This window comes from Rhodococcus sp. BH4, assembly GCF_002079265.1.
Lineage (GTDB): Bacteria > Actinomycetota > Actinomycetes > Mycobacteriales > Mycobacteriaceae > Rhodococcus_F > Rhodococcus_F qingshengii.
In genome coordinates this window covers 4,837,776-4,864,330 of the sequence record NZ_CP014941.1, presented here as the reverse complement: position 1 = coordinate 4,864,330, position 26,555 = coordinate 4,837,776, and the positions used below count along the sequence as shown (strand labels likewise).

The following is a 26,555-nucleotide window of genomic DNA, read 5'->3' as shown; positions in this document are numbered from 1 at the left end:
TCTCCTCAGCCTCGCTCGAAAGAAGAATACTTTCCTTCGGGTCAGCGACCGCTGCTGCGGACCCCGAGGAGTACGTCGTCCCACGAGGGAAGAGCAGGCCGTCCGCGCTTGTCCTTGGTCTGCGTCTGCTGCGGAGCGGTTTTCGGGGTCACATCCGGTGCGGGTTCGGGAACCTCTTCGGTGACGACGGTTTCCGGCTCGACAGCAATCGGTTCGGGCGCCCCGATCCGTTCCGCCACCACCGTCCGCTCGGGGACTACTGTGCGCTCGGAAACTGCTGTCCGCTCGGAAACTGCTGCGGGCTCGGGCTCGATCTCCGCCACCGGTTCGACGTCGAATCGGGACAGTTCGAGCTGCTGCGGCTCGTTCGAGACCACCGGTACCAGGCCGCGGAGCGGGCGACCGAAGTCGGGATCGATCAAGTCGAATGCCGCGTCGTCGAGTGCGACGATCGTTCCGCCGTGCGCGTCGGGCTGGTAGCGCCAGTGCGCGGCGTTGGTGGTGCGGCCGGCCTGCCACTGCAACTGCGCGACCCACTGATTGTCCTCGTCGCGCCAGGCATCCCAGGTGGCCTCGTCGATACTGTGGCCGCGGGCGCGGAATGCGTGGGTCACGATTTCGGAGAGGGTGGGAACTGTCGGACCGTTGTCGCGCACCGGGTGTCCGCCCTGCGCCATTTCCGCGGCGCGGGAGCGCTCGAGCAGAACGGGGTACGCAAAGCGCTCGACCTTGCTGATGGGGATCTTCGCTTCTTCGGCGACCTGCTCTACGGAAGCACCGGAACGAATGCGCGCCTGAATTTCGCGGGGACGGAGTTGGCTTTCCATTTCGATCTCAATCTGGCCGAGTCGAGCCACGTCTCCGCGGGAAGCTGCACGAAGTTTGTCATCGGCGGGAAGCCGGAATTTCTGGCCGGTTTCAGCATCTGCGCACACCACATGCGATCCATCGGGTTCAAGTCCGATCACTCGAAGCTCTCGCACATTGACCTCCTTATCGCGCCGGCTCGCGACTTTGCGCCGCGCTCAACTGTAATTCATTCGTGACCATGGACTCGGCAGGACACGCAGGGCGAGATGACCTCGGATCCGCCCACCGGTGTGGTAGCTCACAAGGCCTGGCGCAAACGACGCTCGGCCCCCGACGTCATGCCGGGGGCCGAGCGGTGAAGCAAATGTGAAAATCAGCCGAGCTGAGAAACGACCCAGTCGATGCTCTTGGTGAGAGCGGTGACGTCATCGGGGTCGATGGCCGGGAACATGCCGACGCGCAGCTGGTTGCGGCCGAGCTTGCGGTACGGCTCGGTATCGACGATTCCGTTGGCGCGCAGGATCTTTGCCACCTCGGCAGCGTCGACGTCGTCGTTGAAGTCGATGGTGCCGACAACCTGCGAGCGGTGTGCCGGATCAGCGACGAACGGCGTTGCGAACTCACTGGCCTCGGCCCAGTTGTACAGGCGCGAGGACGAATCCGCGGTGCGAGCGGTAGTCCAGTCGAGGCCGCCGTTGCTGTTCATCCACTCGATCTGGTTGGCGAAGAGCAAGAGGGTGGCCAGGGCCGGGGTGTTGTACGTCTGATCCTTGGAGCTGTTGTCCACGGCGATGGGCAGCGAGAGGAAGTCAGGCGTCCAGCGTCCCGAATCCTTGATCTCCGCGACGCGTTCGAGGGCGGCCGGGCTCATCAGCGCGATCCACAGTCCGCCGTCTGCAGCGAAGCACTTCTGCGGAGCGAAGTAGTAGACGTCGGAATCGGCGACATTGACCGGAAGTCCGCCGGCGCCCGAGGTGGCGTCGATGGCGATCAGTGCGTTCTCCGAACCCGCGGGACGCGAGACGGGGATCGACACACCGGTGGAGGTCTCGTTGTGCGCCCAGCCGATGAGATCGACGGACGGGTCGGAGACCGGCACCGGTGCGCTGCCCGGATCGGCGGAAACGACGATCGGGTCACCGATGAACGGGTTGGCCTTGGCGACCGAAGCGAACTTGGAGCTGAATTCGCCGTTGGTCAGGTGCAGCGACTTCTCGCGGATGAGGCCGAATGCGGCCGCATCCCAGAACGCAGTGGTTCCGCCGTTGCCGAGGACGACCTCGTAGCCCTCGGGCAGTGAGAACAGATCGGCGAGGCCGGAACGAATGCTGGCCACAACGTTCTTGACCGGCTTCTGGCGATGGCTGGTGCCGAACACCGAAGCGCCCACCTCGACCAGGGACTGCAGCTGCTCGGGGCGAACCTTGGAAGGACCGCAGCCGAAGCGTCCGTCGGCGGGCTTGAGGTCGGCGGGGATGATCGGTGTGGAGGTCATCGCTTCTTTCTGTTCCTTCACTTGTGTTCTGTACTACCGTGATTGGCGAATTCGAGCGGGGTACTACGCGTGGCTGATCTGGTCCCAGCCCTCGACCGACTCCGGAGTACGGGGCGCCGGGCCGGTGTAGATGGCGGCCGGGCGTACCAGTTTACCGAGACGCTTCTGCTCGAGGATGTGTGCACACCAGCCGGCGGTGCGGCCACAGGTGAACATGGCAGGCATCATGTGCGCGGGAACCTCGGCGAAGTCGAGGATGACGGCGGCCCAGAACTCGACGTTGGTCTCGATCGCGCGATCGGGACGACGCTCACGCAGTTCTGCCAGTGCAGCCTGCTCGAGAGCTGCGGCAGCCTCGTAGCGGGGAGCGTTGAGGCGCTTGGCCGTGGCGCGGAGCACGCGTGCACGGGGATCTTCGGCGCGGTAGACGCGGTGTCCGAAGCCCATGAGCTTTTCCTTGCGGTCGAGGATTCCCTTGACCAGTGCGCGGGCGTCGCCGGTCTTCTCGGTCTCTTCGATCATCGGAAGAACGCGGGCCGGTGCGCCGCCGTGCAGCGGGCCGGACATCGCGCCGATGGCGCCGGAAAGCGAAGCCGCGACGTCGGCGCCCGTGGAGGCGATGACGCGGGCCGTGAAGGTGGAGGCGTTCATGCCGTGCTCGGCTGCCGAGACCCAGTACGCGTCGATTGCCTCGACGTGTGCCGGATCGGGCTCACCCTTCCAGCGAACCATGAAGCGTTCGGTGACGGTCTTGGCCTCGTCGATGCGGCTCTGCGGGACTGCCGGCTGGTAGATGCCGCGAGCGGACTGCGCGACGTACGACAGCGCCATGACGGATGCGCGGGCGAGCTGGTCGCGGGCGGTCTCGTCATCGATGTCGAGGAGCGGCTGGTAGCCCCAGATGGGAGCCAGCATCGCCAGTCCGGCCTGAACGTCGACACGGACGTCGCCGGTGTGAATGGGGAGGGGGAACGGCTCGGCCGGCGGGAGGCCGGGGCCGAAGCGGCCGTCGACGAGAAGGGCCCATACGTTGCCGAAGGTGACCCTCTGGCCGACCAGGTCTTCGATGTCGACTCCGCGGTAGCGCAGTGCGCCGCCGTCCTTGTCAGGTTCTGCGATATCGCTGGTGAAGGCGACGACGCCTTCGAGTCCGCTCACAAAATCGTCCGGTATTGCTGCGCTCGCTGCCATTCTCGTGGACTCTCCTCGTTCGAGTGCGCCAGGTCTACAGTCGCACTGCCTCAGCTTCAGTGACTGCGCCTCGGTGCTCGCAGGGATGAGCACGCACCGTGTTTTGTACTGCGCAATCGTCTCGTCCCGATTCGGCGCTGTCGCTGGTGCGGCTCGCGGTCCGGGTCGGGTCTAGCCACGGCAAACTTTAGCGCGTGCCGCGTAGCCGTTGGCCAGTGAGTACCCGGGAGTAGCGTTCTCGGCTGTGTCGAATGAACGTCAGGACCCGCAGGCGGTGGACAACGAACTCGCGGCCATGCGTGTGGGCTATCCGCAAGCAGGCAGCGAATCGGAGTCCGTCGAGGACCGCATGAGTGCGGAATTGGATACTTCGGTTGTCGAAACCGGTTGGCTGCCCCTCATGCGCCAATGGCTCGTGGACGCCGTCGAAGCTGACGCGCCGGAGCCCAACGCCATGACTCTGTCGACGGTGGACGACGGTGGCCGTCCGGCGTCGCGCACCGTGCTCTGCAAAGGGCTCAGCGAGGACGGCGTCCTCTTCTTCACCAACTACGGATCCGACAAGGCTCGTCACCTCGACGCCCACCCGTACGCGTCGGCGAACTTCACGTGGCTGACCCTTGCCAGGCAGGTGATCGTCCGCGGCACCACCGAGCGGGTGAGTGTTCAACTGACGCAGGAGTATTGGCGAACCAGGCCTCGAGGTTCACAGCTCGGCGCGTGGGCGTCGTCGCAGTCTCGTCCGATCGACTCGCGTGCCGATCTCGACGAGCAACTGCGTGAGGTCGCTGCTCGATTCGGCGTGGACGGTGAGATTCCGGTGCCACCGAACTGGGGCGGGATTCTGATTCGGCCCGAGTCTGTCGAGTTCTGGCAAGGACGCGCGAACCGCATGCACAATCGAGTTCGCACGAGCCTGGTCGACGGACAGTGGTCCGCCGTCCGTCTCCAGCCGTGAGCCGGCTACTCGCGGACACGACTCCGCTCGAGAATCGCGACTATCGACGGCTGTGGACGGCCGGCATCGTCACCGTCATCGGCGCTCAGCTCAGCGTGGTCGCCGTACCGCAACAGGTGTACGAGATCACCCGAAGCTCGGCCTACGTCGGTCTGACGGGAATCTTCGGTCTGGTCCCGCTGGTCGTTTTCGGTCTGTGGGGCGGCGCACTGGCCGACGTCATGGATCGACGACGGCTGTTGATGATCACCTCGATCGGACTCGGCGTCACGTCGGTACTGTTCTGGATCCAGGCTGCCCTGAACGTGAACAACGTGTGGTTGGTGCTCGGATTGTTCTCGGTTCAACAGGCGTTCTTCGCGGTGAACCAGCCGACGCGAGCGGCGATCATCCCTCGGTTGATTCCGGGCAGGCAGTTACCTGCCGCGAACTCGCTGAACATGACTGTCGTGCAGTTCGGTGCGATAGCCGGCCCGCTACTGGCGGGTGTCCTCATACCGTCGGCCGGTCTGCAACTGCTGTACCTGCTCGACTCGATCTTTCTTCTCGCCACACTGTGGGCGGTATGGAAGCTCCCGGCGATTCCGCCGACCGGAACGTCTCGGCGAGCCGGATTGAGCGAGGTCCTCGGCGGTTTCACGTATCTCGCGACGCAGAAGGTTCTGCTCGCGTCGTTCGTGGTGGACATCATCGCGATGGTGTTCGGGATGTCGCGAGCATTGTTCCCGGAGATTGCCCACGAATCCTTCGGTGATCCCGCCAGCGGCGGTTTTGCGCTGGGACTGCTGTTCGCGGCGATGTCGGTGGGAGCCGTTCTGGGCGGAGTCTTCTCGGGTTGGTTGCCACGGGTTCAGTACCAGGGGCGAGCCGTTCTGGTCTGCATCGCGCTGTGGGGGCTGTCCATGGTCGGCTTCGGCGTTGCCGTGTACTTCGCGAGTCCCGGTTCCAGTGTGATTCTGCTCTGGGTGGCGGTCGCGTTCCTGGCATTCGGCGGAGCCGTCGACATGGTCTCGGCGGCTTTCCGCAGCACGATGCTCCAGCAAGTGGCAACCGACGACATGCGCGGACGACTGCAGGGCGTGTTCATCGTGGTCGTGGCAGGTGGTCCGCGTATCGGTGACGTGCTGCACGGCGGTGCAGCCTTCCTGTTCGGGACCGGTGTCGCGGCAGCGGGCGGCGGCTTCCTGGTGATTGTCGGTGTTGTCCTTTCTGCCCTCGCATTTCCGGCATTCGTTCGCTACAAGGTGGGACGCGCCGTCTGACGTCCTGGTTAACCGGTCGCTCGTGGTGGAAACTGGTACGTATGACTGCGCCGCACAGCACGGGTAGGGGAGGGTTCGAGATCCGTGGTGGAGGCTATCGAGCCGAGATCGCCGCGGCCGGTGCCGGGTTGCGGCTACTCGATCACGAAGGACCGAACGGTCAGCGCGCGCTGACCGAGACCTGGGCACTCGGATCGAAGCCACCGCTGTCGGCCGGATTGGTTCTCGCGCCGTGGCCCAACCGAATTCGCGACGGGCACTTCATGTTCGACGGGATCGAGCATCAACTCGAGATCACCGAACCTGCGCTGGGGAACGCGAGCCACGGGTTCGTCCGGCGTCGCAATTGGAGCCTCGTGGACCACACGTACGAGCGCGTCGAACTGTCGGTCGACGTGGGACTTCACAAGGGTTGGCCCTATCCGTTGCAGCTGACGGTCGCCTACGAGGTCGGTGCCGACGGACTGACCGTCACGCACACGGCCACGAACAAGGGTGCGACCTCGTCGCCGTTCGGGCTCGGAATGCACACCTTCATTCGCGCCGGCGACTTTCCGCTCGACGAATGTGCTCTGCATCTGGCAGCAGGCACGCGGTTGCCGATCGATCCGGCGAGGATGCTGCCGAACGCGTATTCGCAGGCAGTCGCCGGTACGGACTACGACTTCCGGACACCGAGACTGCTTGCCGGGGTGCAGTTGGACACTCCGTACAGCGCATTGGACGTCGTCGACGGCAGTGGTCGCACGCAACACGAGCTGCTGGCTCCGGATGGAACGGGCACTGCCCTGTGGACCAACCGCGAGTTCCCGTGGATTCAGGCCTTCATCGCAGATCCCGCCAACGACAAGGGGTATCCCGACCGTGGGCGCGCATTGGCTTTGGAGCCGATGACCTGCCCGCCTGACGCCTTCAACTCGGGCATCGATCTCCTGGTGCTTCATCCGGGTCAGACGTGGACGGGTAGCTGGGGCATCAAGGCGCTGTGATCCGGCTCTCATACCGTGGGATCGTGTAACACCAAGTAGGCATCAGCCGATAACGATCGGTTTTCGGTACCCCGTGTCAGTGGTCCGGAAGGTCCGACGTTGCTCCCATTTGCGAATTGCAGCCGAGATTTGCAGATCAGTGTGGGTAAATGCGCGATTCCGTAGACTGGAGTACCGGTCACGCGAGTGGGAAAGCCCAGACTGGAACATGTTTCAGTTTCGGTGGGTATGTCGGGTTCGTGAGTACCCGAAAAATAGCCGTGGAGCGACCCTCCTTCGGCACGATCTCTCCCGTGCGACTAGTTTCTAGTTGATCGCATGTAGTTACTCGTTGGTTCGAGCTTGAGAGGGATCCTTCGTGCCCGCTGACAATGACACAAAGCCCACGCTTACTTACCCCGGTGGTGAGTACACGATGTCCATTGCCAGGGCAACAGAGGGCAATGACGGCATCGAGCTGGGAAAGCTGCTGGCCACAACGGGGTACACCACCCTTGACCCCGGTTTTGTGAACACTGCATCCACCAGTTCTGCAATCACCTACATCGACGGTGAGAAGGGAATCCTGCGTTACCGCGGATATCCCATCGAGCAGTTGGCAGGTAAGTCGACGTTCATCGAGGTCAGCTACCTGCTGATCTACGGCGAACTGCCGACCGACGCCCAGCTCGAGTCCTTCACGGACCGCATCCGTCGACACACCCTGCTTCACGAGGACCTCAAGCGGTTCTTCGACGGATTCCCGCGCAACGCTCACCCGATGCCGGTTCTCTCGTCCGCAGTGAACGCATTGTCGGCGTACTACCAGGATTCGCTCGATCCCGAGGATCCGGAGCAGGTGGAACTGTCCACCATCCGTCTTCTCGCGAAGCTGCCGACCATCGCTGCGTACGCGTACAAGAAGTCCGTCGGACAGCCGTTCCTGTACCCGGACAACTCGTTGAACCTGGTCGAGAACTTCATGCGTATGACGTTCGGCTTCCCCGCCGAGCCGTACCAGGGTGATCCCGAGGTCGCCAAGGCACTCGACATGCTGCTGATCCTGCACGCAGACCACGAGCAGAACTGCTCCACGTCGACCGTGCGTATGGTCGGCTCGTCGGACGCCAACCTGTTCACCTCCGTCTCGGCCGGCATCAACGCACTGTGGGGCCCGCTGCACGGCGGCGCCAACCAGGCAGTGCTCGAGATGCTCGACGAGATCAAGGCCAGCGGCAGCACCGCAGCCGAGTTCGTCCGCAAGGTCAAGAACAAGGAAGACGGCGTGAAGCTCATGGGCTTCGGGCACCGCGTCTACCGCAACTACGATCCGCGCGCTGCGCTGGTCCGCGAAACCGCGCACACCATCCTCGCCAAGCTCGGCGGCGACGACGAACTGCTCAACATCGCAATGCAACTCGAAGAGGCCGCCCTCACGGACGACTACTTCATCGAGCGCAAGCTCTACCCGAACGTCGACTTCTACACCGGCCTCATCTACCGCGCGATGGGCTTCCCGCCGCGCATGTTCACGGTGCTGTTCGCCATGGGCCGTCTGCCCGGCTGGATTGCGCACTGGCGTGAAATGCACGAGGATCCGGCTACGAAGATCGGCCGCCCGCGCCAGATCTACACCGGCTACACCGAGCGTGACTATCGGGACATCACCACCCGCTAGCCCCTGCCCCCCAATTTTCGCCTCAACGAGGAGGACCCATGAGTAGCAAGCCCGTAATCGAGTTCCAGGAAGGCCCCGCGCCGACCGATCTGGTCATCAAGGATCTGGTTGTCGGAGAAGGCGCCGAAGCCGTTCCCGGTGGCACCGTCGACGTTCACTACGTCGGTGTCGAGTTCGAGTCCGGCGAAGAGTTCGACTCTTCCTGGAGCCGTGGCGAGTCCATTCAGTTCCCGCTTCGTGGCCTGATCAAGGGCTGGCAGGACGGCATCCCGGGCATGAAGGTCGGCGGACGCCGTCAGCTCACCATTCCGCCGGAGCTGGCATACGGCCCCGCCGGTGCAGGGCACCAGCTTTCCGGCAAGACCTTGGTCTTCGTGATCGATCTGCTGGACGCCAAGTAATCCACTGTGCGCCTTTATTAACCCCCCGCGGTTAATAAAGGCGCACAGCACAAGCAGCCCCGCACCGTCAGGTGTGGGGCTTTCTTGTGTGGTCAGCTCGCGGTCTTTCGTCGGTAGAGCCAGTTGGACCACACGAATCCCACGGCGGCGATGCCCAGGCACCACGCGAGGGCGATGGCCGCGCTATTCCCGATCGGCGTGCCCATCAGGAGTCCGCGCACAGTCTCGATGATCGGAGTCACCGGTTGGTGCCGGGCAAACCCCTGCAGCCAGGACGGCATGGTCTCAGCCGGTACGAAAGCAGTGCTGACGTAGGGCAGGAACATGATGGCGAAGGTGAATCCGCTTGCAGCCTCCGGGTTCTGGGCCAAGAGTCCCAAAGCTGTCGAGAGGTACGACATGGCAAAGACGAAGGCGACGATCACAGCGGCGACGCCGAGCCAGCGCAACGGATCGCTTGTCGGGCGAAATCCCATGATCAGCGCAACGACGACCACGATCGCCGTAGTCAGGACGTTGCGGACGACGCTGGCCAGTACATGACCGGTCAGGACCGACGACGGAGAGATCGCCAAGGTCCGGAAACGGTCGATGATCCCGTCCTTCATGTCGCTCGAGACGCTGACCGCGGTGGTCGAGGCGCCGAAACCGGCGCACAGAAGGATGATTCCTGGCACGACGTAGTCGATGTACTCGCTACCGGTGTTGATGGCGCCGCCGAAGACGTAGACGAACAGCAGCATGAGCATGACCGGAAGGGCTATCGCGGTGATCATCGAATCCGGACTGCGCAGAACGTGTTTGAGATTCCGGCGGAGCATCACCGCGGAATCGATTGCAATGGTGGAGGTCATCGAACGCTCGCAATCTCGGGTTGGCCTGATCCGGTGAGCGCGAAGAACACGTCGTCCAGATCCGGAGTGTGAACGGAGAACTTCTCGACGGTGATCGACGGATCGTCGATCGAGTCGAGGATCGCCTTGATCGACGGAACTGCCCCGTCGGAAGGGATGTGCAGGGTCAAGGTCTCGGCATTCGAATGCGCCTGCGGCAGTGATGCCGCGGCGAGTTCGAGTTGAGCCAGGTTCTCGAATTGCAGTGCGACGTGGCCGCCGGGAACAAGGCGTTTGAGTTCGTCCGGTGTTCCCTCGGCGACGATGCGGCCGCCGCTCAGCACGCCGACCGTATCGGCCAATTCGTCTGCCTCGTCGAGGTATTGGGTGGTGAGGAAGATGGTGACGCCTGACGCTGTGAGTCCTCGAACGATCGACCACATGTCGTGGCGGCTTCGCGGGTCCAGGCCGGTGGTGGGTTCGTCGAGAAAGACGACGTCCGGTCGGGCGACGAGGCTCATCGCGATGTCGAGTCGTCTGAGCATGCCGCCCGAGTAGTCACCGGCGCGTTTGTCGCCGAAGTCCGTCAAAACGAACTGGTCGAGCAATTCCTCGGCACGGCGACGGGAGTTCTTCCGGCCCAGGTGATTCAGTTCGCCCAGTAGGGTGAGGTTCTCGAATCCAGTCAGCAAGGTGTCGACGGCTGCGTACTGCCCGGTCACGCTGATGCGCCGCCGAACGTTCTGTGGATCTCCGGGCAGTGAATGCCCCACGACCATGACCTCGCCTCCGTCGAAGGGGATGAGGGTGGTGAGAATTCTTACGGCCGTGGTCTTTCCGGCGCCGTTTGCGCCGAGGAGGGCGTACACCGATCCGGCCGGGACCGCCAGGTCGAGTCCAGCCAGTACCTGTTGATCGCCGTAGTGCTTACGGAGTCCGCGGACCGAGATTGCGGGGATCGTTCCTGACATCGAGACCTCCAAGTAAGAACTGTGTATGTCATAAACTCGTGTTTATAGCGTACACAGTTCTAGGATGATGGCAAGAGTGAAGAGTGGGAGCTTATGGATCGCGGAGCGCTACCGAGAGCAGTTGAACTGGCCTGGGGACTGGACCAGCCGGGAACGCGGGGTCCGAAGAAGGGGCTCAGTCTCGAGCAAATTCTCGACACCGCGATCGAATTGGCCGACGCAGAAGGCGTCACCGCTCTGTCGATGGGCCGCGTGGCCAAAGCGCTCGGGTTCACGACCATGTCGCTCTACCGCTACGTGGCAAGCAAAGACGAACTGATCGAACTGATTTCGGATCGGGTGATCGGGCCGCCGCCGGTGATTCCCGACGGCGTGACCTGGCGCGTCAAGCTCGAGGCGTGGGCGAATCAGGAGTATGCCACGATGCTGAGTCGACCGTGGTGGCTCAAGCTGCCCATCACGGCTCCACCGACCGGGCCCAACAACATGGCGTGGCTCGACGCGGGTCTGAGCGCCCTCGACGGGGTCGCCCTGAGCGCCGCGTCGAAGTTCCAGGTGGTGACCAACGTGTCGTTGTTCGTCATCGGCCGCGCTCGATTCTCGGCTGACCTGGCTTCTCGTTCAGCGCAGTCGGCAGACGACGACGTCGCATACGGCGCTCTCATTGCTCGTGTCATCAATCGGGAGGGATTCCCCTACCTGAGTGCAGCAATCGAGGAAGGCGGCTTCGAGGACGGCAGCCCGGAGGGTGAGGCCGCCGGCGACGATGCCTTCGATTTCAGTTTCTCGCTCGGCTTACTTCTCGACGGAATCGAGAAGCTGGTGCAGCGGTCAGGACACCAGCGCGGTGGCGCTGACGTCGTCGATGATCAGATCGGTGATCAGCCCGCCCCGTAGTGCTCCCTCCAGGGCCGGCAGTTTTGCTGTTCCGGCGACGATGCACACGCGCCTGGCGACCTTCTCGAAAAGGTCCAGTCGCGGGCCGCTCGCGCGCTCGTTGAGTTCGATTCCGCGGTAGCTCCCGTCCGACCGGAAGAAGACGGTTGCGATGTCGCCGACCACTCCGTCGCGTCGAAGTGCTTCTGCTTCATCGGGTTCGAGGTATCCGGCGGTGTAGACGTGACTCGGTACGTTGCCGCCCGGTACGCCGATGCTGAAGACTGCCAGGTCCATTCGCTTCTGCATGTCCAAGACGCGTTTGATGCTTCGTTCGCGCCACAGTTGCTCCCGGGTTTCCGGGTAGTCGAAGAAGGCAGGCACCGGAAATCCTTGGGGCAGAGCACCGTAGGCGTCGGCGATGGTTCTGATGATGTCGCTGGCGTAAGAGATTCCGGTGGTGCGAGTATTCGCGGCGCCGTTGAGTTGCACGACGTACGAGTTGTACGTGCGTTTGGGGGCAAGGTGCTTGCTGACTTCACTGAGTGTGGTTCCCCAGGCGATCCCCATCACCATGTCGCTGTCGAAGAACGACGCCAGCAGGCGTCCTGCAAAGGTTGCGACCTTTTCGAGTCGCTCGAGATCTCCCACCAGTTCCGGCACGGTCACCACGTGGGCGCGCACTCCGTACCGTTCCGAGAACTCGCGTTCGATGCGAGGAGCCTGGCCGTGCGGGGTGCTGATCTTGATCTCGACGAGACCCGAGGTGCGCGCGTAGGTGATCAATCGGGAGACGGTGGATCGGGACACCCCCATGTCGCGGCCGATGGCAGCCATGGTCTGGTCCTGGAAGTAGTAGAGGCGTGCGGCCTGAACTGCGTCGGCGATGCGCGGGTCCGCCGGATCGGAGGTAGCGGAGTCCGAAGTGGGAGTTTCCATGGGTTCGTCCTGTCTGCACGTACGTGCAAGAGCATTGAACCGAATCTTATCCGAGTAGGCCCAGGCCGAGGCGCTCGATCACGCAAAGTCCCAGAAGTGTGTCTGTTACCCGCGTTACGGTGCGCAAATGGGGCATTTGCACATATGTGCACGAGCTATGCGTGAATGTGCAAACGGCCTTACGCTACGGGTGCAGCAATCCAAACTATGACATGCATCACAACGAAGTGAGGGTGGGGATGGAGAAAGCCAAGCGATTAGGGCTTCCAGGCGAGTTGGCAGCCGAGTTCGCCGGAACGATGATCTTGATCTTGTTCGGCGTCGGAGTTGTGGCGCAGGTTGTGTCCGGCGGGAGCGGTGGGGGTCTCGGCGGACACGACAGTATCGCGTGGGCCTGGGGACTCGGCGTCATGTTCGGCATCTATGTCGCAGGCCGGGTGACGGGTGCTCATCTGAACCCAGCAGTGACCTTCGCCTTTGCGATCTTCCGGGGATTCTCCTGGCGCAAGGTCCTGCCCTACACGCTGGCGCAGACCGCTGGAGCCTTTGTCGCGGCCCTGATCGTCCGGTGGAATTACAACGACATGCTCAATGCCATCGATCCCGGACACACAACGGCGACTCAGACGATCTTCTCGACGATGCCCGGAAACGGAACGCTCCCGGTCAGTCTGGGATCAGCGCTGATAGATCAGATCATCGGCACGGCGATCCTGTTGTTCCTCATCGTTGCGGTGACCGATACTCGGGGAACTCCGCCGCTCGCGAATCTTGCGCCCTTCGTCGTCGGTTTGATCGTGGTGGCAATCGGATTCGCATGGGCGACCAACGCGGGTTACGCCATCAATCCGGCCCGTGACTTCGGTCCGCGGCTGGCGTCGTATCTCACCGGTTACGGCAGCGCCTGGCGAGATCAGTACGGGAGCCTGTATTTCTGGGTGCCCATCGTGGGGCCGCTGATCGGCGCTCCGATCGGGGTGTTCCTCTACGACAAGCTGATTGGTCGATTCCTGCCTGACGAGTCGGTGGAGAAGGCAGCCGAGGAGCCGGCCACGATACCGGCCTGATGGCGAATCATCATCTCTGACAGTAAATCTTTCGCACTTTCTTCGACACCAAAGGGGTAGCACGATGGCGCAGTTCGTAGCCGCGATAGACCAGGGAACCACCTCCACGCGATGCATGATCTTCGATCACAGTGGGCACGTAGTCGCTGTCGAACAGCACGAGCACACACAGATCTTTCCGCAGGCAGGCTGGGTCGAACACGATCCGATCGAAATTTGGGACAACGTCCGCAACGTCACCGCGGGCGCCTTGGCCAACGCAGATCTGACCGCGGCCGACATCGCATCCGTCGGCATCACCAATCAGCGTGAGACGGCAGTGGTCTGGGAACGAGCAACCGGAAAGCCCGTTTACAACGCCATCGTCTGGCAGGACACACGCACCGATCGAATCTGTACTGCACTCGCCGGCGAAGACGGCCCCAGGAAGTACACCGAAGTCACCGGATTGCCGTTGGCCACGTACTTTTCGGGCCCCAAGGTCAAGTGGATTCTCGACAACGTCGAGGGCGCGCGTGAGAAGGCCGAAGCAGGCGAGTTGTGCTTCGGCACGATGGACACCTGGGTGCTGTGGAACATGACCGGCGGCGTCGACGGCGGAGTGCACGCTACCGACCCCACCAACGCGTCGCGCACTCTGTTGATGGATCTCGACACTCTCGCTTGGGATTCGGCGATCTGCGCCGACATGGGCATCCCCGAATCGATGCTCCCCGAGATTCGCAGCTCGTCCGAAACTTTCGGATTCGTGCGCGAACGCGGAACGTTGTCCGGCGTGCCGATCGCCGGAATCCTCGGCGATCAGCAAGCAGCGACTTTCGGTCAGGCCTGCCTCTCGCCCGGAGAAGCGAAGAACACCTACGGAACCGGCAACTTCGTGCTCCTCAACACCGGCACCGAAAAGGTGATGAGCAAGAACGGCTTGTTGACGACGGTCTGTTACAAGATCGGTGAGCAGCCAACGGTTTACGCACTGGAAGGATCGATCGCCGTGACCGGTTCGCTGGTCCAGTGGCTTCGAGACAACCTCGGCATGATCGACAACGCGGCCGACATCGAGGTGAACGCGCGCTCAGTGGACGACAACGGTGGCGCGTACTTCGTGCCCGCGTTCTCGGGCCTGTTTGCACCGCATTGGCGCGCGGATGCACGCGGTGCGATCGTCGGTCTGACAAGGTTCGTGAACAAGGGGCACCTTGCCCGGGCGGTGCTCGAAGCGACTGCGTACCAGAGTCGTGAGGTGATCGAGGCGATGAACCTCGACTCGGGTGTCGACTTGAAGGTTCTCAAGGTCGACGGCGGAATGGTCGCGAACGAACTCCTCATGCAATTCCAGGCCGATCTGCTCGACGTCGAGGTGATCCGCCCTGTCGTTGCGGAGACCACGGCATTGGGCGCTGCGTACGCCGCTGGTCTCGCGGTCGGGTACTGGGAGAGCGAGGACGACATTCGCAGCAACTGGGCGAAGGACAAGAGCTGGACGCCGTCGATGGATTCGGCCGAGCGTGAGCGCCTGTATGCAGGCTGGCAGAAAGCCGTCACTCGGACACTCGACTGGGTCGACGCAGACTGATCGCGGCGCCCCCATTTCTACCTATTTTCAAGTGAAGGAACAGTTTTCATGAGCACAGCACAAGCATTGAGTCCGTCCTCGCGGGCGGAGTCGCTGAAGAAGTTGGAAGAAACCGAACTCGACGTCCTCGTTATCGGCGGTGGCGTGGTCGGAGCGGGTAGCGCGCTCGACGCCGCAACTCGCGGTCTGAAGGTGGGCTTGGTGGAGGCTCGTGACTTCGCGTCCGGAACCTCGAGCAGGTCGAGCAAGCTGTTCCACGGCGGACTGCGTTACCTCGAGCAGTTCAATTTTGCGCTCGTGTTCGAGGCACTGCGTGAGCGGTCACTGGTTCTGAATTCGCTGTGCCCGCATCTCGCGAAGCCGGTGCCGTTCATCTACCCACTCGAGAAGTTGATCGACCGGCCGTACGTCGGTCTGGGCATCGGCGTCTACGACGTGATGGGCGCAGGCCGCGGGGTTCCCTCACACCACAAGCATGTGGGCAAGAAGAAGACTCTCGAATCGTTCCCTTCCGGAAAGCGCTCTGCTATCCGGGGTTCGGTCAAGTTCTACGAGGGTCAGGTAGATGACGCCCGCCACACGATGATGCTGGCGCGCACGGCGGCCGAGTACGGCGCGCTGTGCGTCAACAGCACCCGCGTAATCGGCTTTCTCCGTGAGGAGGACCGCGTAGTCGGGGTGAAGGCCGTGGATCTGGAAACAGGTCGCGCGTTCGAGATCCGTGCTCGTCAGGTCATCAACGCCGCCGGTGTGTGGACTGACGAGATTCAGGAAATGGTCGGTGGGCGAGGGCAATTCCAGGTTCGCGCTTCGAAAGGTGTGCATTTGGTCGTCCCGCGAAACCGCATCAACTCTGCGACCGGAATCATCACGCGGACCGAGAAGAGTCTGCTGTTCGTGATCCCGTGGGGAAGCCACTGGATCATCGGTACGACGGACACCGACTGGAACCTCGACCTCGCGCATCCGGCAGCGAGCCGAAGCGATATCGACTACATCCTCGGACATGTCAACAAGCTGCTCCAGGACGAGTTGACGCACGAGGACGTTGTCGGTGTGTACGCGGGACTGCGTCCGTTGTTGTTCGGCGAATCGGACTCGACCAGCACTCTCTCGCGTGAGCACGCGGTGTCGAGTCCGGTTCGAGGGTTGACGGTGGTCGCCGGTGGCAAGTACACGACCTACCGCGTGATGGCCAAGGACGCAGTCGATTCCGCGGTACACGGATTGGAACAGAAGGTGCCGAAGTCCTGCACCGAGCGTATCCAACTTGTGGGTGCCGACGGCTACTTTGCCGCGCACAACAATCGGCATCTCACCGCTGAGCGCACGGGACTGCACGTTTCGACCATCGAGCACCTACTGGGTCGGTACGGCACTCTGGCTGACGAGTTGTTCGAACTCGTCGAGGCGCGACCGGAACTGGGGCAGCCGTTGGACTCCGCCCCTGAGTACCTCAAGGCGGAGATTCACTACGCCGCGAGTCACGAGGGTGCACAGCATCTCGACGACATCCTCACCCGTCGTACCCGCATCTCCATCGAGGTTACCGATCGCGGCGATGCGGCAGCTGCCGAAGTGGCGGAACTGGTTGCGCCGGTGCTCGGTTGGACTCCCGAGCACATTGCCGAGGAGATCGAGCACTACCGGTTGCGCGTCGCAGCCGAGCGGGAATCTCAGGAGCAGCCCGATGACCTCACAGCTGATGCGGCGCGCCTCGGTGCACCGGACGTTCGCACCGGAGTCGCTGTCGGACAGGTTTGAGTCCGGGACGCCAATGATCGGCCGGGACGCTGTGTCCCGGCCGATCGACCGAACTGCCTCGGTGTCAATCGAACTCGTCTGCCGAACATTCAGGGAGGTCGATCGTCACAACCGCGCCCTCGTTCGGATGGTTCGCGAAGTCGATACGAGCGCCGATGACCGCCGCTTGTCCCACTACGATCGTCAAGCCGAGGCCCAGGCCTGAGTTCGGGCCGCGTTCGACGGAGTTGGTCTGAAATCTCTTCGGCCCCTGGCGAAGCCACTCTTCAGTGAACCCGACGCCCCGATCTCGGACCGTGATGCGGGAGTGGTCGACGTGGACATTGATCGGCGACTTTCCGTGATTGCGAGCATTCAAGATCAGGTTGGCGATGATCCGCTCCAGTCTGCGCGCGTCGGTGTACGACACGGGGGTGCCGTGAACACTCACTTCACACTCGACTCCTGTGGTGGAAATCGCGTGACGCACCACCGGCGCCAGTTCCACCGATTGGATGTCTGCCTGCTCGGAGGTGGTGTCGAGGCGTGCCACTTCGATGACGTCCTCGGCGAGCCTCCTGAGTTTATGGACGCCGTCGCGCACCAATTCGGTTGGCCTACCGGGTGGCAGGAGCTCTGCGGCGCCGACCAGTCCGGAGATGGGCGTCCTGAGATCGTGCGCGATGTTGGCTGTCACGCGCTTTTCGGCGTCCAGTTGTCCCCGTAGAGCATCGGACATCGCGTCGACTGCATCCGCCAGTTCGGTGATCTCGTCGTCGAAGAGTGACCAGGTGACCGAGCGGACGCGGATGTTCGCTCCGGTAGACACTTTGCGGGCCGCACGGGCGGCCGAGCGCAATCGATACGACATCGCGAGTCCAAGCAGCACACCCAGGACGGCACCCGCTGCGATCACTGCGATGGTGGCGTTGCGAAGTGTCCGATCGACGCTGGCGATCGATTCCCGCTGCGCGGTGTACGGGACGCGAATCGCCACCACCTGAGTGTTGACGTCGGCAGCAGCCCAGACGAAAGGCTGGTCCCCGCTGTCGACAAGGTAGGTGGCACGTTTGCCGCCCGCCACGGCCTCGCGCAACTCTTCCGGAACGTCGAGACCATCTGTGGTGGCGCGGAACAGCGCACGCATGCTGCCCGTTTCGTCCTGCAGCACCAGTTGGAGATTGCGATCAGCTGCCGCCCGCGCTGCATCCTCTTGGTTGTGTGAAAAGGTTTGATGCATCACGGTACTGAGCGTGATCGAGGCGACGGCAATCACGAACGTGATGGCCGCCGCGATCTTCCACTGAAACGACAACCGCCTGCCGGTGGACGGGAGCTTGGCTGCGAGATCCCGCGATCTCACCGATGGTTGTCCATCGTGTAGCCGAACCCCCGGACGGTCCGGATCTGTTCGGAGCCGATCTTCGTGCGCAATCGCTGAACGTGAACGTCGACGATGCGAGTATCGCCGCCCCAGTCGTAATCCCAGACATCCGAGAGCAGTTCGGAGCGAGACCAGACTTTGCGCGGCACACTCACCATGACCAGGAGCAGCTTCATTTCGGTGGGTGTGAGAGCCACTTCGGAGCCCGAACGCGTGACGGTCACCAACTCGCGATCGATCTCCAGATCGCCGAGAGTCACGATGTCTTTCTCCGTACCGGAATGGGATTCGACCCGCCGGAGCACACTGCGGATACGGGCCACCAGGACACCGCTGTCGAAGGGCTTGGTGACGTAATCGTCGGCACCGGCTTCCAATCCGAGAACGATGTCGACCGGGTCGTCGCGCGCGGACAGCATGATGACCGGCACCGACAGTTCCTCACGAATGCGTCGGCACAGGCTGATTCCGTTCAGGTCGGGAAGCATCACGTCGAGGACGGCGATATCCGGCTTGGCTTCGAGGGCCAATTCCATTCCGGTCAACCCACCCGATGCGGTGATTACCCGAAACCCGTTGCGTTCGAGATTCAATTGCGTTGCTTCGCGGATGACAGCGTCGTCTTCGACCAGCAAAATCAACGGATCGGTCATCGGCCTTCGCTTTCATGGGAACGGAACACTCTCAAACCCTTCACCGGTCCACTTGTATGCAGTCGACGATTGACAGAACTCCGGAATGCCGGGGTCTTTGCACAGGTCGACCATGACCGACAATCCTTCGGTTGAGCCGACGACGTAGCGTCCCGGGTCTTGCACTCCGAAGACTTTGTGAGCGCCCGATTCGTCGATCTGGTAGACGAATCCGGCGACCATGAAGCTGACCGGTGGGGCCGGTCGTCCCCAGATGCCGACAGACTCGCAGGTGAAGACATTGACGACGGCATCTTGCCAAACGGCGCCTGTCACGGGGGAGTACCGGATTTCGTAGGGGAAGTTCGCATCACCGCACAGTCGGAGACTGTCCTTGACCGCATCGGACACTTCCGGGTCTGCTCTGAGGAGGGCAACAGGATCGATGCTCAAGCCCTGTGAGAGATCCGAGGGGTCGAGTGATGCTGCGATATTCGGAGTGGGTTCTGATTCTGGCTCGGTGGAACAGGAGGCGAGAGCAAACGCGACCGGCAGGCAAACACCGGCGAGCATCGCGCGCCGACGGCGATCAATCACGGATGAACTCCATTCCATCCCAGTGGAACTCGGTCCGAAGCGGTGGACGGGGGCAACATTCGAACTCCGGTGGCCGCGGATCCGTTTCCAGGACAGACAAACTCGCGGCGCGTTGACCGCTGACGATGAACTTTCCGCGCTCTTCGACGGAGAACAGGCGCTCACCCAGTTCGGGATCGTCTTCACTCGACCCGGCCTTGCCGCTGCGGTAGACGTAGCCGGCAAGGTTGACCGAAATCGACACTCCGGTCCCGGGTTGGTGGGCCGGTTGGCACGGATACACATTCATGACGACGAGTTCGGTCTCCGGCACGATACGCGGTGCGCCTGGATCGAGAAGGATGGACCCGACCGAGATCGGATACCAGTCAGGGCACGACCGAAGTTCTGTCTTCACTCCCTCGGACACCCCCGGATCGTCGAGGAGCGCCCGGCCCAACCTCGAGTTTTCGGCAACCCGTCTGGCCAGGTCTGCAGGTTGTGTGACGGGCAACCCGGTGGAAGCGACATCGCCTTCGATCACAACGCCCTGGGTGGACGCGCAGCCGGTGATCACGGACGCTCCGAGGGTTGCTGCCGCGAGCGCTGTACCGAACAGGCTGCGAGTACGGTCTGATCGACCGCCGCAGATGTCACTCCGATACAACACGTTCCCCTCCCCGGCCGCTGCGAACCCTCTCATCGGCATGTGCGTTTTCATACGATCACAGGTGATCTCGATATCGGAGTTTTGCCACCCACCGTTACGTAATCGTATGAATGTCAGGACCGTCGAGAGTTGGTACGCGACCGACGGAATTCTGTTACGAAACCGATGGAATCAGGCTCCTAGAGTGAGTCACGTCGGTGTTCACCGCTTGGGCGGAACGAGCTGATCCGCGTATCGAGGAGTGTGAGAGCAAATGCCTGAACTATTGCTGACCAACAAGACTCGGCGTCTGCGAGTGCTGCTCGCCGTACTGACGATCGGGGTGGTGTGCGCGATGACAGGGTGTTCGAGTGATGACAACAGCGCTCCAGGAGACGAACCGACGACTACATCGGTGGTTGCGGCGTCTACGACCCCACCGCCGCTGACCGCAGCGACCACCTCGGAGACAGTCGAAGGCTCGAACTCGGTGGGCGGCGGTACGGACGCATCCACCCCCGGAGTCCCGGCGGGCGGAGCAGCGCCGGCCTGGACCCCGGTCTCGACCAGCGCGGTTGCCCCTGCGGCCCCTGGTCCGGCTACCGAGTCGACCAAGTGCACCGATCAGATCAACTATGTGGGTGACCCTCGTTCGAATGCGGAGATCAACAGCATCGGAGAGCAGATGGGTTCATGCCCGGCGCCGCTCCCGCCCGATGCCGTCGAGCCCTCCGAGAAGTGCACCGACCAGATCAACTACGGCGCTGACCCTCGTTCCAACGCCGAGATCAACATCATCGGGGAACAAACCGGGATCTGCCCCGAGCCGATACGCCCCTAGCGACTTCAAAACCTGAGCAGTAGTCGGGAATTCGACCAAGAGCCGAAGCAGGGGGAGATCGGAATGACAAGCAGGGCAGGTGGACGTTCGATCGACAGTGTTGCCGACGATGCGTCCCGAGGGGATCGGGACGCGATTGCAGAACTCCTTCAACGCATCGTACCTCTGGTGACGCGGCGCTGTCGTGCCGAACTGCGACCGCTCGACGCTGATCGTATTGCCGTCGGTATCTGCCGATCCGTCCTGTCCGACATTCGGCGACGTAGACGTGCCGGAGAAGCGTTCCTCGCGCATCTGTACGACGCGATCAGTCGCGAAATCGATTCGCTACCCGCCTCCAGTCGACTCACTCTGCCCTTCGGTGATCTGTCGGCCGCAGAACGCAACGTCTTGGTAGCTCGCATCGTTGTCGGCTTCGACGTGCGCGAGACGGCGCTGTCACTGAGAACGACAACGAGCGCCGTCGAACTCGCCCAACACCGCGCGCTGGCCAAGATCAGACGCGGCAGCCTGAGCGGCGCCTGAATCAACGCTCGAAAGTCAACAGCTGCAACCCTTCGCAACTCCCGGCAACCTCACGCAACTCTTTCCCTTCGCCCGTGACCTACACGACACTGCATGGCGACGAGTGATCGAGAACGAGGAGTGTGACTGTGGTTCAACGGACGGCGCAGAAGCCGACAACCCCAGGATCGAAAAGGACCGGCGCCAAGCCCCATTCAGGGCTGGACCGGGATGCATTGCTGAAGGCGTACGAGAAGATGTCGCGCATCCGTGCGTTCGAGGATCGACTGCACGAAGAGAATGCAACCGGTGACATCCCCGGCTTCATTCACCTCTACTCGGGCCAGGAAGCCATCGCGGTGGGAGTGTGCGAGAACCTGAGCGACGCCGACTACATCGGATCCACTCACCGCGGTCACGGGCACTGCATCGCCAAGGGCTGCGATCTGAACGGCATGATGGCCGAGATCTTCGGCAAGGACGACGGCCTGTGTCGCGGTAAGGGCGGCTCGATGCACATCGCCGACCTGTCCGTGGGAATGCTCGGCGCCAACGCGATTGTCGGCGGAGCCCCGTCGTTGGCGATCGGCGCTGCACTGAGTGGCAAGACGCTTCGAAACGGTGTCATCGCAGCGTCGTTCACGGGAGACGGTGGATCCAACCAGGGAACCGTCTTCGAGGCGATGAACATGGCTGTGGTGCTGGATCTTCCGATCGTCTTCGTGATCGAGAACAACGGATTCGGTGAAGCAACAGGAACCGACTACGCGGTGGGCGCACCCGACATCGCCGCCCGCGCTGCATCCTTCGGAATGCCTGCCGTCAAGGTGGACGGCACCGACTTCTTCGCGGTCTACGACGCGATGGCGGAAGCATCCGAGCGAGCCAGGACCGGCGGTGGCCCTACCACGATCGAGGCGGCCGCATTCCGTTGGCACGGCCACTTCGAGGGTGACGCGCAGCTGTACCGCACGGCGGAACAGGTTGCGCAACTGCGGGAAACCAAGGATCCGCTCAAGAATTTCCGTAGCAGTGTGGATGCGAAGAAGGTCAGCACCGCTGATCTGGACGCGGTGGACGAGCAGTCGCGAGTGCTGGTGGACGAGGCGGTAGCGAAGGCGCGCGCCGCAGCGTACCCACCAGTCGAGAATCTGCTGACCGATGTCTACGTGTCGTACTGAGGAGCCCGAGATGACAAGCGTGGAAGCCGAGAACGTGTCGAAGAAGACCTACCGCGAGGCCGTCAAAGAGGCCATCGCCCAAGAAATGCAACGCGACCCGAGCGTCGTTCTCATCGGTGAGGACGTACGGGGTGGGCATGCCGGTACCAATCCCGATCTGGAGACGAAGAAGATCGAGGCATTTGGCGGTGTCCTGGGTGTCACCAAGGGATTGTGGACGGAGTTCGGATCGGAGCGTGTAATCGATACCCCGATCACCGAATCCGCGATCATCGGAATGGCTGCCGGAGCCGCACTGACCGGACTGAGGCCGGTCGCCGAGCTGATGTTCATGGACTTCTTCGGAGTCTCCTACGACGCGCTCTACAACCAGGCTGCCAAGTTCCGCTACATGTTCGGTGGCAAGGCCAGAACCCCGCTGGTGGTGCGAGGCATGATCGGCGCAGGCTTCTCCGCCGCTGCGCAGCACTCTCAGTCTCCGTACAACGTATTTGCCGCGGTGCCCGGCCTGAAAGTGGTCGCGCCGTCCAACGCCTACGACGCCAAAGGCCTACTCATCCAAGCCATCCGGGACGACGATCCCGTCGTCTTCTGTGAGCACAAGGTTCTCTACGACCTCAAGGACGAAGTGCCGGACGAGCCGTACGCGATTCCGTTCGGCGTCGCCAACTACACCAGGCAGGGCGACGACGTCACGATCATCGCGTTGTCCGCAATGGTGAACCGCGCCAACGACGTAGCAGACAAGCTGGCCGCCGAGGGTATTTCGGTCGAGGTTGTCGATCCTCGTACCGTCTCACCATTGGACGAGGACGGCATCCTCGAATCCGTCGCATCGACTGGAAGGGTCGTGATCGTCGACGAATCCGCCGCCCGCTGCGGTTTCGGGCACGACGTAGCCGCGCTGATCGCCACCAAGGGATTCAACTACCTGAAAGCGCCGATCGAACTGATCACGCCGCCGCACACGCCGGTTCCGTTCTCCCCGACCCTCGAAACTGCCTGGCTGCCTGACGCGGCGCGCATCGAAGAGTCGGTTCGCAAGCTGGTGAGAGCCTGATCATGGCTGACATCAAAGCTATCGACATCCCCAAATGGGGGCTCTCCATGGAGGAGGGGTTGGTCAACGCGTGGCTCATCGAGGAAGGTGACTCGTTCACCAAGGGCCAGTTGATCTGTGAGATCGAGACCAGCAAGATCACCAACGAGCTGGAGGCGCCGTTCGACGGTGTTCTCCGCAAGATCGTCGGCACGCCTGGGCAGACTCTGCCCGTCGGCGCCGTGATCGGTGTATCCGCCGATGCGTCCGCGACGGATGCGGAGATCGAGCAGTTCCTCGCCGCCCGCGGCGCAACCGCGCCGGCGGAAGAGCCGGCACCGTCACCAGCTGCTGCGCCGGCGGCTCCCGTGACACCTGCGGCTACACCGGCTGCGAAGGTGGTTGTTGCAGCGAAACCTGCACCAACCGGTTCCACCGTCGTACCGAGCGTTCTGCAAGGCACGACGCAGGACGATGTGTTTGCGAGTCCTCGCGCACTCCGACGTGCGGAATCGCTCGGAATCGATCTCGCCGCCGTAGTGGGTACCGGTCCCCTCGGGCGGATCAGTGTCCGCGACATCGACGACGCGATTCGTGACGCCGGTGGCACTGTTGCGCCGGTAGTGCCGGCCGCGAGATCCGGCCTCCCGCTGCGATCGACCGCCGACGACAGTGCCGTGCCTGCCACCCCGGTCGCACGCAGAACTGCCCGATCACTGGGCGTCAACCTGCATGACTGTCGTCCGACGGGTTCGCGGGGGCGCGTCTGCGTCGCCGACGTGCACGACGCCGCTCGTTCAGCGCAGCTCCTGCCCGAGGCGGCGGCTGAGACCGAATCTGTTGCGGCCGAACCCGAGTACGACACAATTCCTTTCACCCCCATGCGATCGGCAATCGCCGGTAGGTTGCAGGCGTCCAAGCAGCAGGCACCCCATTTCCGGCTCACCGCAGACCTCGAGCTCGATGCGCTCCTCGCTCTGCGCAAGGAGATCAATTCGACCGTCCCGGCGGTCAAGCTGTCGGTCAACGACTTCATCGTGAAGGCTTGCGCCGCTGCACTGATGAAGGTGCCGGACGTGAACGTCCAGTTCGATGCCGCGAACGAATCGGTTCTTCGATTCGCGTCGGCGGATGTCTCGGTGGCAGTTGCACTTCCGACCGGGCTGATCACGCCCATCGTGCGTAGCGCGAATACCAAGTCGTTGGCGGACATCGCGGGTGAGGTGCTCTCGTTGGCCACCAAGGCGAAGACCGGCAAACTTCGTCCCGAAGAATTCCAGGGCGGAACCTTCACGGTGTCCAACCTCGGCATGTTCGGGATCAAGGCATTCGACGCGATCATCAATCCGCCCCAGGGAGCGATCCTTGCCGTAGGTGCGGGGGAGAAGCGCGCGGTGGTGGTCGGTGACAGTGTTTCTGCCCGGACCGTGATGACCGTGACCCTCTCGTGCGATCACCGGGTTATCGACGGAGCCCTGGGTGCGACCTTCCTTCGGGAGCTCCAGCGCTTTGTCGCTTCTCCCGCGCTGATGTTGGTGTAAGGGGCTGTGGTGGAAAACAATACGTCGCATAAGTACGACGTTCTTGTCATCGGTGGCGGCCCCGGTGGTTACGTGGCGGCGATCCGGGCTGCCCAGTTGGGGTTGAACGTCGCGCTGGTAGAACGTGATCGCCTCGGAGGTATCTGCCTCAACTGGGGTTGTATCCCCACCAAGGCGATGCTGCACGGCGCGGACGTCGCGCATACCTTGAGTGAACTCGACACATACGGATTCAGTTCGGCGTCTGTCCAGTTCGACATCTCGAAGTTGGTGTCGTTCAGCCGAGGGGTTTCGGAGAGGTTGTCCGGCGGTGTTGCCTATCTGATGAAGAAGAACAGCGTCGACGTCATCTCAGGCGCCGCGAAGTTGGTGGACAAAGGCGTCGTATCCGTGGGAGGACAGACGTATCGAGCCGACCACGTGATCATTGCAACCGGTGCCCGGCCGCGTTCGATTCCCGGCGTTGCCCCCGACGGTGATCGGGTGTGGACCTACTTCGACGCGCTCGTCCCGAAGGAACTGCCGAAGTCGCTGCTCGTGATCGGGTCCGGCGCGATCGGAGTCGAATTCGCCAGCCTGTACCGCGATCTCGGAACCGAGGTGACCATCGTCGAGATGGCACCACACATCATGCCGGTCGAGGACGAAGAGATCTCGGCCTTCGTTCGCAAGCAGTTCGAGAAGCGTGGCATCACGATTCACACCGGAGCCTCGGTGTCGGCGGTGACCGTCGGCGACGACGCCGTCCAGGTGAATGTGCAGACGAGCGACGGTGTCGAGTCGTTGACCGTGGACCGGGTGTTGGTGGCGGCCGGAATCACCGGCAACGTCGAGGATCTGGGGTTGGAGGCTCTGGGCGTCGAGATCGAGCGCGGTGCGATCGTCACCGACCAGTGGTGCCGTACGAGCGCTTTCGGGATCTATGCGATCGGTGACGTCGCGGGCGCTCCATGTCTGGCGCACAAGGCAAGTCACGAAGCTGTCCTGTGCGTCGAAAAGCTGGCGGGCGTGCCCGACGTTCATCCGCTCGATCGCGACTACGTTCCGGGATGCACGTATGCCCGCCCACAGGTGGCGAGCCTGGGTCTGACGGAGAAGCAGTGCGCCGGTACTGGTCGCGCGCTGCGGGTCGGACACTTCGACCTGCAGGCGAACGGCAAGGCACTGGCGATCGGCGAGGCCGAAGGCTTCGTCAAGACGATCTTCGACGCCGATACCGGGGAACTTCTCGGCGCGCACATGGTCGGTCCGGATGTGACCGAGCAGATTCAGGGTTTCGGTATCGCTCGATCCCTCGAAGCCACCGGCGAGGATCTCGCCGAGGTCGTGTTTGCTCATCCGACGCTCTCGGAGGCAATGCACGAGTCTGTGCTCTCGGCGCTGGGGAGACCCCTCAACGCGTGAGCACCGTTCGCGTGCGTGAACGCCGTCCTTTCGTTCACG

General features: G+C 62.7%; 25 protein-coding genes. 15 read left to right on the top strand and 10 right to left on the bottom strand.

Features of this window, described 5'->3' with window-relative positions:
* Positions 1-41: 41 nt before the first annotated feature.
* From sepH to A0W34_RS22295, 3 genes are all read right to left on the bottom strand, one after another.
* Positions 42-983, bottom strand: a complete 942-nt coding sequence (gene sepH / locus A0W34_RS22305) for a septation protein SepH (protein ID WP_064073980.1) — start codon at positions 981-983, stop codon at positions 42-44.
* Between the two features lie 200 nt (positions 984-1,183).
* Positions 1,184-2,305, bottom strand: coding sequence for a phosphoserine transaminase (gene serC, locus A0W34_RS22300; RefSeq protein WP_007733484.1), 1,122 nt, complete (start codon positions 2,303-2,305; stop codon positions 1,184-1,186).
* Between the two features lie 63 nt (positions 2,306-2,368).
* Complete coding sequence (locus A0W34_RS22295) at positions 2,369-3,496, bottom strand: citrate synthase 2 (protein ID WP_003940025.1); 1,128 nt, start codon at positions 3,494-3,496, stop codon at positions 2,369-2,371.
* A 244-nt stretch (positions 3,497-3,740) separates the two neighbouring features.
* Here A0W34_RS22295 and pdxH point away from each other — a divergent pair, with 244 nt between their 5' ends.
* The 5 genes from pdxH to A0W34_RS22270 all read left to right on the top strand — a co-directional run bounded on the left by pdxH (position 3,741) and on the right by A0W34_RS22270 (position 8,763).
* Positions 3,741-4,454, top strand: a complete 714-nt coding sequence (gene pdxH / locus A0W34_RS22290) for a pyridoxamine 5'-phosphate oxidase (RefSeq protein ID WP_081558293.1) — start codon at positions 3,741-3,743, stop codon at positions 4,452-4,454.
* Positions 4,451-5,716: an MFS transporter gene (locus tag A0W34_RS22285; protein WP_021332219.1), complete on the top strand. Its 1,266-nt coding sequence runs from the start codon at positions 4,451-4,453 to the stop codon at positions 5,714-5,716. The genes pdxH and A0W34_RS22285 overlap by 4 nt, the downstream gene beginning before the upstream one ends.
* Positions 5,717-5,757: 41 nt before the next feature.
* Positions 5,758-6,705 carry an aldose 1-epimerase family protein gene (locus A0W34_RS22280; protein ID WP_003939677.1) on the top strand — a complete coding sequence of 316 codons (948 nt, stop codon included), beginning with the start codon at positions 5,758-5,760 and terminating at the stop codon, positions 6,703-6,705.
* 358 nt (positions 6,706-7,063) lie between these two features.
* Complete coding sequence (locus A0W34_RS22275) at positions 7,064-8,362, top strand: citrate synthase (protein ID WP_020908786.1); 1,299 nt, start codon at positions 7,064-7,066, stop codon at positions 8,360-8,362.
* A 38-nt stretch (positions 8,363-8,400) separates the two neighbouring features.
* Positions 8,401-8,763: an FKBP-type peptidyl-prolyl cis-trans isomerase gene (locus tag A0W34_RS22270; protein WP_003940440.1), complete on the top strand. Its 363-nt coding sequence runs from the start codon at positions 8,401-8,403 to the stop codon at positions 8,761-8,763.
* A gap of 92 nt (positions 8,764-8,855) precedes the next feature.
* Here the strand turns inward: A0W34_RS22270 and A0W34_RS22265 are convergent, their stop codons facing one another.
* Positions 8,856-9,617 (bottom strand): ABC transporter permease, encoded by a 762-nt coding sequence (locus A0W34_RS22265; RefSeq protein WP_058037821.1) that lies wholly within the window; start codon positions 9,615-9,617, stop codon positions 8,856-8,858.
* Entirely contained in the window at positions 9,614-10,567 is a 954-nt protein-coding gene (locus A0W34_RS22260; RefSeq protein WP_081558292.1) for an ATP-binding cassette domain-containing protein, read from the bottom strand. Before A0W34_RS22260 ends, A0W34_RS22265 begins: the two co-directional genes overlap by 4 nt.
* 93 nt (positions 10,568-10,660) lie before the next feature.
* Between A0W34_RS22260 and A0W34_RS22255 the strand changes: the two genes are divergently transcribed.
* Positions 10,661-11,464 (top strand): TetR/AcrR family transcriptional regulator, encoded by an 804-nt coding sequence (locus A0W34_RS22255; RefSeq protein WP_007733476.1) that lies wholly within the window; start codon positions 10,661-10,663, stop codon positions 11,462-11,464.
* On the opposite strand, the gene A0W34_RS22250 is transcribed toward A0W34_RS22255, so the two are convergent.
* Complete coding sequence (locus tag A0W34_RS22250; RefSeq protein WP_007733475.1) at positions 11,399-12,382, bottom strand: sugar-binding transcriptional regulator; 984 nt, start codon at positions 12,380-12,382, stop codon at positions 11,399-11,401. The two genes, A0W34_RS22255 and A0W34_RS22250, sit on opposite strands and share 66 nt — an antisense overlap.
* 239 nt (positions 12,383-12,621) lie before the next feature.
* On the opposite strand from A0W34_RS22250, the gene A0W34_RS22245 reads away from it, so the two are divergent.
* From A0W34_RS22245 to A0W34_RS22235, 3 genes are all read left to right on the top strand, one after another.
* On the top strand, positions 12,622-13,449 hold the full coding sequence (locus A0W34_RS22245) for an MIP/aquaporin family protein (RefSeq protein ID WP_003940085.1): 828 nt from the start codon (positions 12,622-12,624) through the stop codon (positions 13,447-13,449).
* Between the two features lie 64 nt (positions 13,450-13,513).
* Positions 13,514-15,022: a glycerol kinase GlpK gene (gene glpK / locus A0W34_RS22240; RefSeq protein WP_003939742.1), complete on the top strand. Its 1,509-nt coding sequence runs from the start codon at positions 13,514-13,516 to the stop codon at positions 15,020-15,022.
* A gap of 48 nt (positions 15,023-15,070) precedes the next feature.
* A complete protein-coding gene (locus tag A0W34_RS22235) occupies positions 15,071-16,786 on the top strand; it encodes a glycerol-3-phosphate dehydrogenase/oxidase (RefSeq protein ID WP_058037824.1) in 1,716 nt (571 codons plus the stop codon).
* 64 nt (positions 16,787-16,850) lie between these two features.
* Here the strand turns inward: A0W34_RS22235 and A0W34_RS22230 are convergent, their stop codons facing one another.
* From A0W34_RS22230 to A0W34_RS22215, 4 genes are read right to left on the bottom strand one after another with little or no spacing between them, the layout of a single operon-like run.
* A complete protein-coding gene (locus A0W34_RS22230; protein ID WP_081558291.1) occupies positions 16,851-18,128 on the bottom strand; it encodes a sensor histidine kinase in 1,278 nt (425 codons plus the stop codon).
* Positions 18,125-18,802 (bottom strand): response regulator transcription factor, encoded by a 678-nt coding sequence (locus tag A0W34_RS22225; protein ID WP_081558290.1) that lies wholly within the window; start codon positions 18,800-18,802, stop codon positions 18,125-18,127. The genes A0W34_RS22230 and A0W34_RS22225 overlap by 4 nt, the downstream gene beginning before the upstream one ends.
* Before the next feature lie 12 nt (positions 18,803-18,814).
* Positions 18,815-19,378 carry a hypothetical protein gene (locus A0W34_RS22220; protein ID WP_081558289.1) on the bottom strand — a complete coding sequence of 188 codons (564 nt, stop codon included), beginning with the start codon at positions 19,376-19,378 and terminating at the stop codon, positions 18,815-18,817.
* Positions 19,371-20,027 carry a hypothetical protein gene (locus tag A0W34_RS22215; protein ID WP_003939689.1) on the bottom strand — a complete coding sequence of 219 codons (657 nt, stop codon included), beginning with the start codon at positions 20,025-20,027 and terminating at the stop codon, positions 19,371-19,373. The genes A0W34_RS22220 and A0W34_RS22215 overlap by 8 nt, the downstream gene beginning before the upstream one ends.
* 253 nt (positions 20,028-20,280) lie before the next feature.
* On the opposite strand from A0W34_RS22215, the gene A0W34_RS22210 reads away from it, so the two are divergent.
* From A0W34_RS22210 to lpdA, 6 genes are all read left to right on the top strand, one after another.
* Positions 20,281-20,847 carry a hypothetical protein gene (locus A0W34_RS22210; protein WP_042451198.1) on the top strand — a complete coding sequence of 189 codons (567 nt, stop codon included), beginning with the start codon at positions 20,281-20,283 and terminating at the stop codon, positions 20,845-20,847.
* A gap of 63 nt (positions 20,848-20,910) precedes the next feature.
* Entirely contained in the window at positions 20,911-21,372 is a 462-nt protein-coding gene (locus tag A0W34_RS22205; RefSeq protein ID WP_003940038.1) for a hypothetical protein, read from the top strand.
* 236 nt (positions 21,373-21,608) lie between these two features.
* Positions 21,609-22,532, top strand: a complete 924-nt coding sequence (locus A0W34_RS22200) for a thiamine pyrophosphate-dependent dehydrogenase E1 component subunit alpha (protein ID WP_044479496.1) — start codon at positions 21,609-21,611, stop codon at positions 22,530-22,532.
* A 10-nt stretch (positions 22,533-22,542) separates the two neighbouring features.
* Positions 22,543-23,592, top strand: coding sequence for an alpha-ketoacid dehydrogenase subunit beta (locus tag A0W34_RS22195; RefSeq protein WP_007733466.1), 1,050 nt, complete (start codon positions 22,543-22,545; stop codon positions 23,590-23,592).
* Between the two features lie 2 nt (positions 23,593-23,594).
* Positions 23,595-25,112, top strand: coding sequence for a 2-oxo acid dehydrogenase subunit E2 (locus A0W34_RS22190; protein ID WP_081558288.1), 1,518 nt, complete (start codon positions 23,595-23,597; stop codon positions 25,110-25,112).
* A gap of 6 nt (positions 25,113-25,118) precedes the next feature.
* Positions 25,119-26,516 carry a dihydrolipoyl dehydrogenase gene (lpdA, locus tag A0W34_RS22185; RefSeq protein WP_081558287.1) on the top strand — a complete coding sequence of 466 codons (1,398 nt, stop codon included), beginning with the start codon at positions 25,119-25,121 and terminating at the stop codon, positions 26,514-26,516.
* Positions 26,517-26,555: the final 39 nt, after the last annotated feature.